Below are 15268 nucleotides of genomic sequence, written 5' to 3'. Positions count from 1 at the left end.
TTATCGACACGTTTTCATAATTTTGTTCCATTAAACGGTCTTAAAACACATATCGTTCAACTATGTGGAATTCAAACGAAAGGTGGGAAAAATGATCACACGACCAGCGCTCAAGGACCACGGCTCGCTGCTGTTCTCCTTCGCCGTCGTTGCGGATACCCATGTGAACGAACGCGACGACGCTTCCAGCTCCCCGTATCACACGAACCAGCTGGCCAACGAGCGCGCGCGCCACGTGTTTCAGGACATCGCGGCCATGTCGCCGGCACCAGCCTTCGTCGTCCACTTGGGCGACATCGTCCATCCCGTGCCCTCGCTGCCAACGTTCGGCGATGCGGTCGCGCAATTCAAGGCCATCGCCTCCCCCCTCAAGGTGCCCTTGCATCTGGTACCGGGCAATCACGACGTCGGCGACAAGCGCGTCGACTGGATGCCCGCCGACCAGGTGTGCGGCGACTATCTCGACATCTACCGTGGCGCCTTCGGAGCCGACTACCACGCCTTCGACCGCGAGAACCTTCGCTTCGTCTTCTTGAACTCGCTGTTGCTCAATTCGGGCCTGCCTCAGGAGCAAGCGCAGAAGCAGTGGTTCGAGGCGCAGATGGATGGTGCGGACGACAAGCGGGTGTTCCTGTTCATGCACTACCCCCCGTTCATCTACAAGGAGGACGAACGCGGCAACTACGACAACGTGGACGAACCGGCCCGGAGCTGGCTGTTGGCGCAGATGAAGCGGCCGCATGTCGAAGGCGTGTTCGCCGGGCACGTCCACAACTTCTGGTACGACAGGACCGGTAACGCCGAGTTCTACATGCTGCCCTCGACCGCATTCCTGCGGCACGATTTCACCGAGTTCTACAAGGTGTCGCCGGGTTACGAGTTCGGCCGGGGCGATGTGGAAAAGTTCGGCTACTTTGTCGTCGATGTCTTCGAGACGGGCCACGTGGCTTACTCGGTCCGCACCATGGGCCGGCAGTCCGCCCTCGGCGCACCCGCCGCACGGATGCCCATGCGCTACCTGGCACATCCAAAGACTTCGACCTTCGATGGCGTGGGCGTCGAGCTGCGACATCCATGGGCCGAGTCGATGCAGATCACGGCCACCGGCGGGGTGCAGGAGTTCGGCCGCAAATGGGCGCGTAATGACTATCCCCTGCTCGCGCTTTGGGAAATGGGCGCACGCCTGGCAAAGGTGCCGGATCTCGACCTGGCGGAGCCGGAATCGCGGGAACGCATGCGGCTCATGGCGAAGCTGGGCCACCGCTACATCGTTTCCACGTTGAAGCTCCCGAACACCGATGCGCTGGCCGAAGCCGATGTCGAAGGCTGCGGCGTCGACGCCTTCGAAGTCAACATCACGCTCGACAACTTCTCGCGCCGCAAGGACGAGTGGCGCGCATTTCGCGAGGCCACCGGACGAAAGCTCTATCTGTCCAAGATCCTGACCTACGACGGCTCGCACTACGACGGCAAGCACTTCAGTCATTTCGTCCACGCCGGCTTTTCGCTCGACGAACTCGACGCGCATGCCGAGCGGCTGGCGGCGGGTCGCCTGGCTGGAGAGTTCGACGGCATCACCGTGCGGCTCGAGGCCGAGCAGGATCTTGCCGCGAACGTCCGTGCCTTGCACCGGTTCGTCGAGCGCACGCGATGTCAGGTGCTGGTATCGCTCAAGCTGTCTGGAAGGAGCCTGGCGATCGCGCGCACCGACGACCGTGGCAATGTGGCAAAGGTGGCGCAATCGATGATTCTCTCGAAGCTTTCGCCGTCCATCCGCTATGTCTTCGACACCTTCATGGACGTGGACCGGGGCTACTTTCCGCGCCACGCGTTCATCGACAGGCGCTTCAATCCGCGCCCTGCCGCGCAGGCCTTCGCGATGCTCGCGGCATTGTTCTCGGATTTCGAATCCTTCGCGCTGACGGATGCGGCAACAGCCCGCCCGGGCTCGCTGCAGTTCAGCGCCGGCCCCGACCGCTACGTCCTGCTGTGCGAAGACCCCGGGGCCGCGGCGGAGTACCTCGAAGCCCATGCGCCGAAGGTGGCATACGACCTGGTCGAAGGCACCACCTGTATCGGCCAGGAACCTTTCGCCGCGCTGCGCGCCCGTCTATCGGACCGCGACCTGCCGAAGGAAACGCAAGTCCTCCTGATCCGCCTGTCCTAGTTCTTCCATCCTGCCTGGAGCGCTGCCATGTCCATCAAGTCTCTTGTCTGCGGCGTGTTCGTCGCAACGCTTTCTGCGGCTTCCACGGCTGCGTTCCCCGACAACCCTGTCAAGTTGGTTGTGGCCTACGCACCAGGGGGTTCGACAGACATCATCGCGCGGCTGCTGGGCGCCCGGCTGAGCGCCAGATGGGGTCAGCAGGTGGTGGTGGAAAACAGGACCGGTGCGAGCGGCATGATCGGCGCGGAGGCCGTCTCGCGCGCGAAGCCCGATGGCTACACCTTGCTGCTGGGCTACACGCCCGAGGTCTCGATGAACAAGCTCGTGTTCAAGAACATGCGCTACGACCCCATCGCGGACCTTACGCCCATCGCGCTGATCGCCTCGGCTCCCCTCGTGCTCGCCGCCGGCCCCAAATCGCCGATCGGCAGCATGAAGGAACTGATTGCGCGCAAGGGAAGCGGCCAGTCGATCTCGTACGGATCGCCGGGGACCGGTGGCCAACAGCACATCGCCGGCGAACTGCTTGCACGCCAGACCGGCATGCAGCTCACCCACGTGCCCTATCGAGGAACGGGGCTTGCCGTCGCCGACCTGATCGGCGGGCAGATCGATCTGTTCTGGGCGACAACGCCACCGTTGCTGCAGCAAATCCGTGCGGGCAGGCTCAAGCCTTTGGCGGTCGCGGGGCCGGCAAGAGAGAAGCTGCTGCCGGATGTACCGACCACCACCGAACTGGGCATGCCGAATCTTCAGCTCACCAACTGGTTCGGCGTGTTCGGCCCGAAGGCGATGCCCTCCGCGCTCGCGAACTCCATCGCGGCGGATGTGATGCAGGAGTTGGCGGACCCGGCCATGGTGAAAGGCCTCGAAGACCAGGGACTGACCCCGACACCCATGCAGGGCGGCGCGTTTCGTTCATTCATCGACACCGAGATGAAGAAATACGAGCAGATCGTCAAGGACACGGGCGTCACTGCCTCGCAGTGACGGACGCGACGGCGTCGATACCGGATCGATTCGGCCGCCGAGCCCATCGCACTCGCCATGGTGCGGCCGACTTCCTCTGTTCTCGTCTCGCAGGTACCGCCCCAACGATGCACGCTCGCGGCGCCAAGGGCGGCATCGGTAACAGCCCGCCGGAGTGACCTACCATCCACAACACGCACCACACGCGCGAATCCAAGGCGACACGGCAGATCTGAACCTCCAGCACACGGAACGGAGACCCGCATGAGAAAGCTCAAGATCATGGAACACGTATCGCTAGACGGCGTGATCCAGTCCTCCAGCGAGGACGGCTTCCCGTACGGCGACTGGACCGCTCCCTACCGCACGCCCGAGGGCCGCGACGAGGTCCTCGCCGCGCATGGCGAACGCTTCGACCTGCTGCTGGGCCGCCGCACCTACGACCTGTGGTCGGACTACTGGCCCAAGGCGCCGGGCGGGCCGATGGCGGACGGCCTGAATGCGGCGACCAAGTACGTCGTGACCCATCGCCCCGACAGCCTGGTCTGGGGTCCGTTCGAAGGCCTCGGACCGGACATCGCCGAGAGCGTTGGCCGCCTCAAGTCGAGCGCCGGCCCGGACCTCGTGCTCTGGGGCAGCTCCACGCTGACGTCGACGCTGCTCGAGCACCGGCTGGTCGACGAGATGATGCTGATCGTCTATCCGGTGCTGCTGGGCACCGGGAAGCGCCTTTTCGCGCAGGGGTTGCCGGCGCGGGCCTTCGAACTCGTCGGCAGCAAGACGACGCCATCGGGGTTGGTGCTCGGCAGCTACAAGTTCAGCGGGGCGTTGAAGACGGGATAGCCGAACGGCGGGGCACTCCACTCGGCAACGACATCGAAGCTCACGAGCCCACGATCCGCTTCATCAATAGCCCCTGAAGATCTCGCCTCGCGTCACAGACGATGTGGATGTAGACGACGTCGCCGCGAACCTCGTAGATGATCCTGTTCATGCCCGAGAGGATCTGCCGGTACTGGGCAATGTTGAGGTCCTCGAGTTCGGGGGGAATCCGGCCGAGCTGCGGATGTTCCTCGATCATTGCCACGGATTGTTTGAGCCTGGCATAGCTCGCAAGCCATTCCTTCTTGCCGAACTTCCTGACGATGTAGGTTCTCAGGTCCTTGAGGTCCGCTTCGGCGGACCGCAGGAAAACGACCCTCATTCGAGATCTTCTTTGTCCAGGTCGGCGAACACCTCGTCGGCATCGCGAAACCGCCCCTGCTCGATCTCGCGATTGCCCAATGCCAGGAGCTTCAGCAACGCAAGCGTCTCTTCGTGCTCTTCATAGGAACGGACATCCATCACCACGAGCTTCGCCTCGCCGTTCTGGGTGATCAACAGAGGTTCGCGACTTTCGGAGATGTCTTTGACGATCTCCGCAGCGTGGCTCTTGAGATAGCTGATGGGTTTGACTTGGGTCGAGAACTTCATCGGGCCTGTCCTTCCGCGAAAGAAGGACCGATTATGGACTGAATTCAGTTCTCCACCCTCACGACTCAAACCACACCCTGCGCCAGCATCGCATCCGCCACCTTGACGAAGCCCGCCACGTTCGCGCCATCGACATAGCTCACGCGGCCGTCCTCGCGGCGCCCGTGGGCCAGGCAGGCCTCGTGGATGCTGCGCATGATCTGCAGCAGGCGCGCGTCGACCTCCTCGCGCGGCCATGACAGGCGTGCGGCGTTCTGGCTCATCTCCAGGCCCGAGGTGGCGACGCCGCCGGCATTGCTGGCCTTGCCCGGCGCATAGAGAACGTCGGCCGCCTCGAACACCTTGACCGCCTCGATGGTGGACGGCATGTTCGCGCCCTCGGCCACGCAGACCACGCCGTTCTTCACCAGCGTCTTCGCGTCCTCGACGTCGAGCTCGTTCTGGGTCGCGCTGGGCAGCGCCACGTCCACCGGCACATGCCACGGCGTGGCACCGGCGACGAACTTCGCGCCGACGCGCTCGGCGTAGTCGCTCACGCGGCCGTAGTGGTGGTTCTTCACGTCCATCAGCACCGCGAGCTTCTCGGCGGTGAAGCCCGATTCGTCGACCACGGTGCCGCTGGAGTCGGACACCGTGATCACCTTGGCCCCGAGCGCCATGGCCTTCTCGATCGTGTACTGGGCGACGTTGCCCGCGCCCGAGACCGACACGCGCAGGCCCTCGAAGCTGCGCCCCCGCGTCTGCAGCATCTCCTGCGCGAAATAGACGTTGCCGTAGCCCGTGGCCTCGGGCCGGATCAGCGAGCCGCCGAAGGAGAGGCCCTTGCCGGTGAACACGCAGTCGGCGCGGTTGGTGAGCTTCTTGACCATGCCGGTGAGGTAGCCCACCTCGCGCCCGCCCACGCCGATGTCGCCCGCGGGCACGTCGGTGTAGGCGCCCACGTGGCGGAACAGCTCGGTGGCGAAGGCCTGGCAGAAGCGCATGACCTCGCCCTGGCTGCGGCCCTTGGGATCGAAGTCGGAGCCGCCCTTGCCGCCGCCCATCGGCAGCGTGGTCAGCGCGTTCTTGAAGGTCTGCTCGAAGGCCAGGAACTTCAGGATCGACAGGTTCACGGACGGATGGAAGCGCAGGCCGCCCTTGTACGGGCCGATGGCCAGGCTGTGCTGGATGCGGTAGCCGCGGTTGACCTGCACGTCGCCGTGGTCGTCGGTCCAGCAGACACGGAAGGTGATCACGCGCTCGGGCTCCACCAGCCGCTCCAGCAGCGCCTGCGTCTGGTAGCGCGGATGCTGTGCGATGAAGGGCCACAGGCTCTGGATGACCTCCGTCACGGCCTGCAGGTATTCGGGCTGCCCGGGATTGCGCTGGGCCACATGGGCCAGGAAGTCTTGGGCGCTGGCGTGCTTCATTCCTCTATCTCCAAAAAGGTGCGTTCTGACCAAAATAGTGCATTCTCATGCACGAATGGCTCAAGGTTATGCACCAAAGTAATGAAAATCGTAGGGATAAGGTTCGAATTAGCACCAACTTGGATTGAAAACAAATTCGCCGCCAGCGGATGTCCATCCGCTGGCGGCGAAGCTGGGGAGGCGAGCCGCGCCCCGCGGCCCGCTGGTTCGGCCCCTCAGGGCTTCACATACGACTTCGTGCTGTACAGCGCCCCATCGAGCTTGCGCAGCAGCGGCAGCCCCGTCCCGACGTCCTTGGCCTGCCCGTCGATGTAGGTCTGGAACACGTCCGCGTCGAGCACGCCGATGTCGAGGCGGCGCGCGGCGGGCACGGCGGCCAGGGTCTTGTAGCCGTCGCCGCCTGTGGCATTGAAGCTCAGCACGAAGAGCTTGTAGGTCTTGGTCAGGTCCAGCGGGCCCCAGGTGTTGGCCGCGGCATTGCGCACCTCGATGTTGGCGACGCGGCTGCCCTCGGCCTTGGTCGCGTCCACGTCGAAGCGCAGGTTGCCGGTGTAGGGATACGGGCCGGTCGAGCCGCCGGGACCGTAGACCGCCTGCATGCCGTCCTCGAGCATGCGCTTGACCTCCTGGCCGGTGATGTCGAGGCGGAACAGCATGTTGCCGAAGGGCAGCACCTCGATCACGTTCGCGGCGGTCACGCGGCCGTTGAGCGGCACGCGCACGCCACCGCCGCTCTGCAGCGAGATGTCGGCACCGCCGTACTCGGCATTGGCCACGTCGACGTAGGCCTGGGCCACGAGCTGCTGGATGTCGCCGCCGCGCAGGCTGACCTCGCCCAGCGCATTGCAGGCCACGCTCGAACGGCTGTAGTCGACCGTTCCCACGCCGCCGGGCACGCGGCGCGAGCACAGCTCGGTCGGCACCAGGGCCACCTCGCTCTTCGTGAAGGCGTCCACCTTGTCCTTGAAGGGCTTGAGCACCGCTGCCGCCGCCACGCTGGGCGCGGTCACGCGCAGGAAGCCGCTGGCCGCGACGTCGGCCAGGATCGCCGTCTTCTGCTCGGGCGTGGCGGCCGGCGCGTTGGAAGCGCTGCCGACCTTGAACTCGTCGCCGATCAGCACGTGCGGCGTGCCGGCGCAGTTCGTCACGTTGCCCTGCGCATCGAAGGACACCTTGAGCTCGCCCACCACCTGGCTGTATTCCCAGGCCTGCACCAGGCAGACGGGCTTGCCGTCCTTGTCGGTCGCGCGCGTGGGATAGGCCCCCGCGGGCGAGCCCACGCCATAGGCCGTCAGCCCGGCCGGCCCGACCAGCGTGTGCGAGTCGCCGCCGACCACCACGTCCACGCCGCTGAGCTTGGCGATCACGGTCTTGTCGTACTCGTAGCCGATGTGGCTCATCACGATGATCTTGTTCACGCCGCGCGCCTTCAGCGCATCGATCTCACGCTGGGCCGCGACGGCCTCGTCCTCGAAGGTGGTGTCGGGGTCGGGGCTCGACGAGGCCTTGGTCTTGGCCGCGATCGTCAGGCCCACGAGCCCGATCGACTGGCCGCCGCGCTGCACGACGATGGACTTGTTGACGTAGCCCGGCGCGCGCGAGGGGTGGAGCGCGGAGCTCGCGCCGAAGTCGACGTTGGCGCTCAGCACCGGCGTCTTGCACGCGCCCTTGTGCAGGAAGTCGATGAACTTCTTCAGGCCGCTGTCGCCCTTGTCGAACTCGTGGTTGCCGAGCGTGAAGGCATCGAAGCAGACGGTGTTCATCAGCGCGGCATCGGCCTCGCCGTCGGCGCCCGCGCGGTTGAAATAGAGCGTGCCGGTCTGCGCATCGCCCGCATGCAGCTTGAGCACGTTGGTGGACTTCGCGGCCAGCGCCTCGATGGCGGCCGTGACGCGCGGGAAACCGCCCGCATCGACCTGCACCGGGCCGCTCGCACCGCCGCTGGCGCTGCGCAGCTGCAAGGTCTTGGTCTTGCTGTCGAGGTTCGAGTGGTGGTCGTTGATGTGCAGGATCGTCAGATCCATCGGCTGGGCCGTGGGCGTGCCGGGCGTATCGCCACCGCCACCCGATGCGGGCGGCGGAATGAAGGCCACCGACGAACCACCACCGCCGCCGCAGGCAGCGAGCAACATCGCGGCCGCCAATGCGGACGCGCTCAGAATGCGTTTCAAGACTGATCCCCTCTTGTGAAAAACGGGATCGTGTGAAGCTCGGATGAAGCGGGGATGACAGCCTTGCGGCGCACGGGCCATGCATGCGCGGCCCGCGCCATCGATGCGAGGATGCGCGGTGGTGCCGGCTCAGGCCACGCGCGCCAGGCTCGCGCCGATCGCGTGGTCGATCACGCTCTTCCAGCCCCCGTCGTCCTGCCGCCGTGCGATCTCCGCCGAGCTGCCCTGCGCGACCACGTCGCCGTCCGCCGCGCGAAGGGTCCAGTCCGCGCGCAGCAGCGCGAGCTCGCCACTGACCACGCAGAAGTTGTTGCCCGAGGTCATGGTGCCGCCGAGCGCGAACAGCGCCCGCAGCGAAGCCTCGATGGCCGCGAGGCCGTGGTCGGTCGCGGCGGTCTGCGCGTTGTGATGCGCGGCGTCCGGCTCGTAAAGCGACAGCAGGCCCGCCAGGTCGCGCGCGTTGTAGAGCGCGGCGAAGCGCGGGTTGAGTTCGGCGGGATGGGTGACGGCAGGCATGTCGATGCTCCTCGATGACGGGCATCATTCGAGCATTGCCCGGCGAGACTTACCAAATGGAAACCGCACCCGTCGTCCAAGAGATCCACGGCGCCCGCGCCCCGACGCCACCACAGCCGCGCCTGCCCGCCGAATGCCCGGTCGAGCACTGGCTCGCGCTGCTGGGCCATCGCTGGAGCGCGCTGGTCCTCTGGCACCTGGCCGCGGCGCCGCTGCGGCATGGCGAGCTCGCGCGCCGGCTGCCGGGCGTGTCCGCCAAGGTGCTCGGCGAGCGGCTCGCCGAACTCGCGGCGGCGCGGCTGGTGCAGCGGCATGACGACGAGGCGGGCGGTGCGCATGCGCTGTACGGCCTCAGCGAGGCGGGACAGCGCCTCAAGCGCGTGCTCGACCAGCTCGAGGCCTGGTCGGCCTCGCTGGACAGCACGCCGCCGCCCAGGCTCGACCGGTTGCTGCTGGAGCGCTGAAGCCTAGATCCGCCCGCCGTCGGTCAGCACCGTGCGCCCCGTCACCCAGCGCGCATCGTTCGACGCAAGGAACGCCACCACGTCGGCGATGTCCTCGGGCTCGGCCAGCCGGCCCAGCGGCGTGAGCGCGGTCTCCTCGCGCAGGTGATCGGCCGGGATGCCCGAGGTCATGTCGGTGCGCGTGATGGCGGGCGCCACCGCGTTGACGCGGATGTTGCGCGCGCCGAGCTCCATCGCGAAGCCCTTGGTCAGCACCTCGACCGCGCCCTTGGCCGCGGAGTACAGCGCGGTGCCGCCGCCGGGGATGTGGACCAGGTCGGTCGACACGTTGACGATGGCGCCGCCCGCCTTCGGGATGTGCGGCAGCACGGCCTGCGTCAGCACGATGGTGCTCCAGGCATGGGTGTCCATCTGCTCGACGAACATCGCGCGCGTGAGCTCGCCCACCGGCGCCGCGACGAAGGTGCCGGCCGCATGCACGAGGATGTCGATGTGGCCGTAGGCCTCGGCGATGGCGGCCACGGCCGCGTTCGCCGCGGCCTCGTCGGTGACGTCGGCCTGGAACGCGGATGCGCGCCCGCCTTCGGCCACGATGCCGTGCACCACGGCCTCGGCCGCGGCGGCATTGCTCCGGTGCAGCAGCGCGACGGCGATGCCGTCGCGCGCGAGGCGGCGCGCCACGGCGGCGCCGATGCCGCGCGAGCCGCCGGAGACGACGGCGATCTTCTGGTTCGGTGTGTTCATGGGAAGCTTCTTTCTCTGCGAACAGGGATGACAAGGAAGCTTCGAAGGTAGGGCCGCGCGGCGCGTTGCACGAGCCGTGCGGGCGCAACGGGGCGTTGCCGCCGCTGCAACGCCAGCGGCGGCAACGCCCTCGTCAACCCGCTCCGGGTGGCTCGAGTTCGCGGTACTTGGCCTCGAGCAGGGCCAGCACCGCGCGCACCGCGGAGCTCATGCCCTTGCGGCTCGGATACAGCACATAGGCCTGCGTGGCCAGCGAGGGCCAGGCCGGCAGCACGCGGCGCAGCCGGCCGTCGGCCAGCGCATCGCGGCAGGCCTCGATCGGCAGCTGCACCAGGCCCGCGCCGCGCAGCGCGGCCTCGCGCAGGGCCTGGTAGTTGTCGCTGATCAAGAGCGGCTGCGGATGATGCAGCAGCGTCCGGCCGTCGCCATCGACCAGTGCCCAGGGCCGCACGCTGTCGGGCCCGCCGCCCTGGCCCAGCGCGGGAAAGCGATGCAGGTCGGCCGGCTCGGTGGGTTCGCCATGCGCCGCCAGCAGCGAGGGCGCGCCCACCAGTTCCATGCGCCCCACGCCGATCGGCCGCGCGACGATGTCGGCCGAAGCCAGCGGCTGGCTCGCATAGCGGATCGCGAGGTCGATGCGCTCGCCCAGCAGGTCGACGAAGCGGTTCGACAGGTCGAGCGTGATGCGCACCTTCGGATGCCGCAGGCTGAACTCGCCGAGCCAGCCGCCGAGCAGCAGCTCGCCCGACACCGGCGAGGCGCTGATGCGCACCGGCCCCGCGGGTTCGCCGAGCGTCTCGTCGACGGTGGCGCGCACCGCCTGCGCCTCGTCGGCCATGCTGCGCGCGTGGCGGTAGACGCGCTCGCCCACGTCGGTGACCTGGAAGCGGTGCGCCGAGCGCTGGATCAGCCGCACGCCGAGCTGCTTCTCGAGCGCGCCCACGCGCCGGCTCAGGCGCGACTTGGGCGTGCCGGTCTCGCGCTCGGCCGCCGAGAAGCCGCCCGCCTCGACCACGCGGGCGAACAGGAGCAGGTCGTTGAGGTCTTCCACCATGCTGTCGATGCCTTTCTTGCGTTTCCCTCGAGCGTGGCGCGGCGCCGCGTTCCACGGCTGCAACGCGGCGTGCCAGCGCCGGTATCGCGGCCGCGGCCGCGATTGCGTAGCCTGGGCGGTTTGACGATGCGCGTGCCGATGCCGACCTCCATTCTCACCACCCCGACGCCGGCCGATGCCGCCACGCGCGGCGCCACCCTGGCCGCGGCCTGCCTCTCGATGGCCGCGATCGCGATGTCGATCACGGCCGCGGGCGTGGCGCTGGTGCCGATCGGCGCGGCCTTCGGCATCGGCTTCGGCGCGCTGCAATGGGTGCTCAACCTGTTCGTGCTGAGCTTCGCCGCCTTCCTGCTGCCGGCCGGTGCGCTCGCCGACCGCATCGGCCAGCGCCGCAGCTTCATCGCGGGCGGCGCGATCTTCAGCACCTTCACGCTGATGGCCGTGCTGGCCACGCGCACCGAATGGCTGCTGGTCGCGCGCTTCCTGCAGGGCGCCGGCGGCGCGCTGCTCGCGGCCAGCGGCCCGGCCGCGCTCACGGCCGTGTTCCATGGCGAGGCCGAACGCAAGCGCGCCTTCGGCTGGCTCGGCAGTTGCGGCGGCGTCGGCCTCACGCTGGGTGCGCTGCTGTCGGGCGCCGCGGCCGCGCAGGGCGGCTGGCGCGCGGCGCTCGCGATCCATCTGCCGCTGGTGCTGGCCGCGCTCGCGCTGGCGCTGTGGAATTTCCGCGGCCATGCGGGCCGGCCGGCGGGCGCGCGCTTCGATCGCGTGGGCGCCGTGCTGGGCTTCACGACCATCGCGGCCGCGATGGCCTTCGGCATCCTCGGTGCCGAGCATGGCTGGGGCGCGAGCGCCGTGCTCGCCTGCCTGGCGCTCGCGCTGGTCGCGGGATCGCTGTTCGCGCGCTCGCAGCGCCGGCATCCGGCGCCGCTGCTGCCGCCCGCGCTGCTGCGCAACCGCGGCTTCGTGTTCGCCTGCCTGCTGACCTTGCTGTTCACCACGGTATGGGTCGCGATGTTCATCTACGTGCCGCTGCACCAGCAGGCCGCGCGCGGCCACGACGCGAACAGCGCGGGGCGCACCCTGCTCGCGCTGCTGATGCCCGCGATGGTGATGCCGGCCCTCGCCTCGCGCCTGGCCGTGCACATCGGCACGCGGGCCGTGCTGGTCGGCGGCTGCCTCGCGATGGCGGCCGGCCTGGGCCTGTTGTATCTGGCGTGGACCGATCTCTCGCGTCCCGCGGCGCTCGAGTGGCTGGCGCTCGCCGTCTGCGGCAGCGGCGCCGGCTGCCTCTACGGCCTGCTCGACTACCTCGCGATGGCCAGCCTGCCGAACGCGCTGGCCGGCACCGGATCGGCCGCCTTCAACGTGCTGCGGCTGCTCGGCGATGCGCTCGGCGCCATCGTGCCGGGTGCGGTGCTGGTGCAGGCCCTGGCGCCGCGGCTCGCGGCCGCCATCGGCGAGCCGGTGCCGCGCGAGCTGCTCAATGCCGTGGCGGCCGGGCAGTTCGGCGCGCTGGCCTCGGGCGGCGCGGCGGCGGTCGAGGCGTTCCGCGGTGCGATCGCCGCCGTGCCCGCGGTGCTGGCTGTGCTGGTGTTGCTCGGCGCCGTGCTCGCCTGGTGGCGCGCCGAGCGATCCTGAACGCCCGCAGCCGTTCTCTTCAAGCCAGGCTGGTGGCTTCTTCGAATAATCCGCCGCGCGATCCGCGCAACGCGGTCGTTCATCGAAGAACACGAGGAGACATGGCATGGTGGAACAACGAAGGCTGCCGCGTCGCGGCGGCCGCACCGGCGCGGCGACCGCGCTGATGGCGATGCTGCTGGCCACGGGCTGCGGCGGGGGTGGCGGCGGTGGGGGCATCGGCTTCGCGCCGCTTCCAGGCGGCGGCGACACGCCCGCCGGGCAGCAGGTCAGCATCCACCGCGACGCCCTGGGCGTGCCGCACGTGCGCGGCGAGACGGCCGAGGCCACGCTCTACGGCGCCGGCTATGCGGCGGCGCAGGACCGGCTGTTCCAGCTCGAATTCCTGCGCCGGCTCGGCAAGGGCACGTTGGCCGAGGTGCTGGGCGCGGAAGTCCTGCCGCTCGACCGGCAGGCCCGCACCACCGGCTACACCGACGCCGAGGTGCGCGCGATGCTCGATGCGCTGCCGGCCGAATACCGGCGCCTGTTCAGCGCGGCCGTGCAGGGCATCAATGCCTACGTCGCGCAGGCACTGCAGACGCCGCAGAAGTACCTGCCGATCGAATACCGGCTTCACGGCCTCGCGCTGCAGCCCTTCAGCGAGGAGGACGCCGCGCGCATCCACATCTACACCGCGCGCTTCTACGGCGGCGCGGGCGGGCAGGAACTCAACAACCTGGCGTTTCTCGGCGAGATGAGCGCGCGCCACGGCACGGCCGAGGCGCGCAGGATCTTCGACGACATCGTGGTGCTCGACGACCCCGATGCCGACACCATCCTGCCGGGCGACGGTGCGGCGCGTTCGCGCGCACCGGCCACGATGCACAAGCCCGCACCGCAGCAGCCCATCGATCCCGGTGCCGCCGCCATCGGCCAAGCCTGGCGCGAGGCCACGCTGGCGCGCCAGCGCATCGACCGCTCGATCGGCCTGTCGCGCGGTGCCAGCCGTTCGCTGACCATCGGCCCCGGCCGCTCGGCCGATGGCAAGGCCATGATGCTGCAGTCGACCGCCGACGGCGTCGACATGCACCTGTCGGGCGGCGGCTTCGACACCGCGGGCCTGGTGATCGGCTTCGGCCCGCCGGTCATGGGCCGCGGTCCGCAGCATGGCTGGCTGATCACCACCGGCGAGTCGGACCTGGTCGACACCATGGCGCTGCGTCTGAATCCCGCCGACCCGGAGCAATACTGGTTCGACGGCGGCTGGCGGCGCTTCGAGCGGCGCGAGGAACGCATCGCGGTGCGCGGCGCCGCGCCGGTGGTGCTCGAGGTCCGGCGCTCGGTGCACGGGCCGGTGATCGAGGAAGCCTCCACGCGGCAGCAGGCCTATGCGCTCAAGTACGCGATCTGGGGGCAGGAGATGCGGCTGTGGGAATCCACCATCGACCTGGGCCGCGCGCGCTCGCTCGCGCAGTTCCGCGCCGGCGTGCGCAAGACGGTGCAGAACTACAACATCTCCTATGGCGGCGAGGACGGCCACATCGAGCTCTGGCACACGGGCCTGCAGCCGGTGCGCGCGCCCGGCGTCGATCCGCGCCTGCCGACGCCGGGCGACGGCAGCGCCGAGTGGCACGGCTTCCTGCCCTTCGAGCAATGGCCCAATGGCGCCAACCCCGAGGCCGGCTACTTCTTCGCCTGGAACAACAAGGCCACGCCCGCCAGCAGCCACGGCGACACCGCACGCTACGGCAAGCACTTCCGCACCTGGCTCGCGCGCGACCTGGTGGGCACGCGCACGGGCCTCACGCCGGACGACATGAAGGACTTCAACCGCGCGCTGGCCGAGGGCTTCGGCGGCATCGACCTGTCGGCCACCACGCCGGCCTTCTTCGCGCCGTACCTGCGCGCGGCGGTCGCGGACGACACCGACCCCGCGCGGCGCGAGGCGGTCGAGCGCATGCTGGGCTGGAACGGCCGCTACCAGGACCGCGACGGCGACGGCCGCTACGACGACCCGGGCCTCGTGCTGTTCGACACCTGGCGCGCGCTCGCGCTGAAGGCGATCTTCGAGGACGACATCGGCGACTGGGCCGAGAAGCTCGATGCGCCGGTCTACGTGCAGTACCGCACCAGCCTGCTGCTGCGCGCGCTGCAGGGCGAGGCCGCCGGCCGGCCGCTGGCCTACGACTACTTCAACGGCGAGCCGAGGAACGCCGTGATCCGCCGCACGCTCGACGCCACGCTGGCCGCGCTCGCGGCGCGCTTCGGCGGCAGCGACATGACCGCCTGGAAGCAGCGCGGCTACTGGCGCTACTTCGACCAGCGCGCCTTCGATGGGGCCGGGCCCGACGCGCCCGCGATCGGCCGCGGGCCGATGAGCCTGATGGGCAGCGCCGCCGTCGCGCTGGGCCTGATGCCGGCGGGCATCCCGCACAATGGCAACGAAGACTGGAACGCCCTCATGCAGATCGACGCCGCCAAGCCGCCCTTGCAGAGCCTCGTGCCCACGGGCGGCCAGAGCCGCTTCATCGACCTCGCCGGCAAGCCCAGCCCGCACCTGGCCGACCAGGTGGAACGCCACCGCCGGCTCGACTTCAAGTCCGTGCCGCTGAAGGACAGCGAAGTGCGCGCCCTCGATGCGGCGCCGACACAGCTTCGCTACCACCCGTGAACGCCGCGCG

General features: G+C 68.8%; 13 protein-coding genes. 6 read left to right on the top strand and 7 right to left on the bottom strand.

Features of this window, described 5'->3' with window-relative positions; all coding sequences use genetic code 11:
* The first annotated feature begins 91 nt into the window (after positions 1-91).
* The 3 genes from R0232_RS44625 to R0232_RS44615 all read left to right on the top strand — a co-directional run bounded on the left by R0232_RS44625 (position 92) and on the right by R0232_RS44615 (position 3979).
* Positions 92-2167, top strand: a complete 2076-nt coding sequence (locus R0232_RS44625; RefSeq protein WP_431513616.1) for a metallophosphoesterase — start codon at positions 92-94, stop codon at positions 2165-2167.
* A 27-nt stretch (positions 2168-2194) separates the two neighbouring features.
* The gene (locus tag R0232_RS44620; RefSeq protein ID WP_398492006.1) at positions 2195-3157 is read left to right on the top strand and encodes a Bug family tripartite tricarboxylate transporter substrate binding protein; all 963 of its coding nucleotides are present in this window, start codon (positions 2195-2197) and stop codon (positions 3155-3157) included.
* A 243-nt stretch (positions 3158-3400) separates the two neighbouring features.
* A complete protein-coding gene (locus tag R0232_RS44615) occupies positions 3401-3979 on the top strand; it encodes a dihydrofolate reductase family protein (protein WP_431513615.1) in 579 nt (192 codons plus the stop codon).
* A gap of 40 nt (positions 3980-4019) precedes the next feature.
* Here the strand turns inward: R0232_RS44615 and R0232_RS44610 are convergent, their stop codons facing one another.
* From R0232_RS44610 to R0232_RS44590, 5 genes are all read right to left on the bottom strand, one after another.
* Positions 4020-4340: a type II toxin-antitoxin system RelE/ParE family toxin gene (locus R0232_RS44610; RefSeq protein WP_296787232.1), complete on the bottom strand. Its 321-nt coding sequence runs from the start codon at positions 4338-4340 to the stop codon at positions 4020-4022.
* On the bottom strand, positions 4337-4609 hold the full coding sequence (locus R0232_RS44605) for a type II toxin-antitoxin system Phd/YefM family antitoxin (protein WP_296787229.1): 273 nt from the start codon (positions 4607-4609) through the stop codon (positions 4337-4339). Before R0232_RS44605 ends, R0232_RS44610 begins: the two co-directional genes overlap by 4 nt.
* 65 nt (positions 4610-4674) lie before the next feature.
* Entirely contained in the window at positions 4675-6018 is a 1344-nt protein-coding gene (gene gdhA / locus R0232_RS44600; RefSeq protein ID WP_093353132.1) for an NADP-specific glutamate dehydrogenase, read from the bottom strand.
* Between the two features lie 215 nt (positions 6019-6233).
* A complete protein-coding gene (locus R0232_RS44595; protein WP_431514671.1) occupies positions 6234-8150 on the bottom strand; it encodes a bifunctional metallophosphatase/5'-nucleotidase in 1917 nt (638 codons plus the stop codon).
* Between the two features lie 168 nt (positions 8151-8318).
* A complete protein-coding gene (locus tag R0232_RS44590; RefSeq protein ID WP_431513614.1) occupies positions 8319-8705 on the bottom strand; it encodes a YybH family protein in 387 nt (128 codons plus the stop codon).
* 56 nt (positions 8706-8761) lie between these two features.
* Here R0232_RS44590 and R0232_RS44585 point away from each other — a divergent pair, with 56 nt between their 5' ends.
* The gene (locus R0232_RS44585; protein WP_431513613.1) at positions 8762-9169 is read left to right on the top strand and encodes a winged helix-turn-helix transcriptional regulator; all 408 of its coding nucleotides are present in this window, start codon (positions 8762-8764) and stop codon (positions 9167-9169) included.
* Positions 9170-9172: 3 nt separating this feature from the next.
* Here the strand turns inward: R0232_RS44585 and R0232_RS44580 are convergent, their stop codons facing one another.
* Positions 9173-9913 carry an SDR family NAD(P)-dependent oxidoreductase gene (locus R0232_RS44580; RefSeq protein ID WP_431513612.1) on the bottom strand — a complete coding sequence of 247 codons (741 nt, stop codon included), beginning with the start codon at positions 9911-9913 and terminating at the stop codon, positions 9173-9175.
* 133 nt (positions 9914-10046) lie between these two features.
* Positions 10047-10967: a LysR substrate-binding domain-containing protein gene (locus R0232_RS44575; RefSeq protein WP_431513611.1), complete on the bottom strand. Its 921-nt coding sequence runs from the start codon at positions 10965-10967 to the stop codon at positions 10047-10049.
* A 138-nt stretch (positions 10968-11105) separates the two neighbouring features.
* Here R0232_RS44575 and R0232_RS44570 point away from each other — a divergent pair, with 138 nt between their 5' ends.
* The gene (locus R0232_RS44570; RefSeq protein WP_431513610.1) at positions 11106-12605 is read left to right on the top strand and encodes an MFS transporter; all 1500 of its coding nucleotides are present in this window, start codon (positions 11106-11108) and stop codon (positions 12603-12605) included.
* Between the two features lie 106 nt (positions 12606-12711).
* Positions 12712-15258, top strand: coding sequence for a penicillin acylase family protein (locus R0232_RS44565; RefSeq protein WP_431513609.1), 2547 nt, complete (start codon positions 12712-12714; stop codon positions 15256-15258).
* Positions 15259-15268 lie beyond the last annotated feature (10 nt).

The organism is Variovorax sp. DAIF25, from assembly GCF_050711835.1.
Taxonomy (GTDB): Bacteria; Pseudomonadota; Gammaproteobacteria; order Burkholderiales; family Burkholderiaceae_C; genus Variovorax.
Note: the sequence above shows the minus strand (reverse complement) of the source record. Positions and strands in the feature narration are given on the sequence as shown.

Bases quoted from the DNA above. Each gene is read 5' to 3' on its own strand.
- R0232_RS44625 (WP_431513616.1), top strand. From the start codon at position 92: ATGATCACACGACCAGCGCTCAAGGACCACGGCTCGCTGCTGTTCTCC.
- R0232_RS44620 (WP_398492006.1), top strand. From the start codon at position 2,195: ATGTCCATCAAGTCTCTTGTCTGCGGCGTGTTCGTCGCAACGCTTTCT.
- R0232_RS44615 (WP_431513615.1), top strand. From the start codon at position 3,401: ATGAGAAAGCTCAAGATCATGGAACACGTATCGCTAGACGGCGTGATC.
- R0232_RS44610 (WP_296787232.1), bottom strand. From the start codon at position 4,340: ATGAGGGTCGTTTTCCTGCGGTCCGCCGAAGCGGACCTCAAGGACCTG.
- R0232_RS44605 (WP_296787229.1), bottom strand. From the start codon at position 4,609: ATGAAGTTCTCGACCCAAGTCAAACCCATCAGCTATCTCAAGAGCCAC.
- gdhA (WP_093353132.1), bottom strand. From the start codon at position 6,018: ATGAAGCACGCCAGCGCCCAAGACTTCCTGGCCCATGTGGCCCAGCGC.
- R0232_RS44595 (WP_431514671.1), bottom strand. From the start codon at position 8,150: ATGTTGCTCGCTGCCTGCGGCGGCGGTGGTGGTTCGTCGGTGGCCTTC.
- R0232_RS44590 (WP_431513614.1), bottom strand. From the start codon at position 8,705: ATGCCTGCCGTCACCCATCCCGCCGAACTCAACCCGCGCTTCGCCGCG.
- R0232_RS44585 (WP_431513613.1), top strand. From the start codon at position 8,762: ATGGAAACCGCACCCGTCGTCCAAGAGATCCACGGCGCCCGCGCCCCG.
- R0232_RS44580 (WP_431513612.1), bottom strand. From the start codon at position 9,913: ATGAACACACCGAACCAGAAGATCGCCGTCGTCTCCGGCGGCTCGCGC.
- R0232_RS44575 (WP_431513611.1), bottom strand. From the start codon at position 10,967: ATGGTGGAAGACCTCAACGACCTGCTCCTGTTCGCCCGCGTGGTCGAG.
- R0232_RS44570 (WP_431513610.1), top strand. From the start codon at position 11,106: ATGCCGACCTCCATTCTCACCACCCCGACGCCGGCCGATGCCGCCACG.
- R0232_RS44565 (WP_431513609.1), top strand. From the start codon at position 12,712: ATGGTGGAACAACGAAGGCTGCCGCGTCGCGGCGGCCGCACCGGCGCG.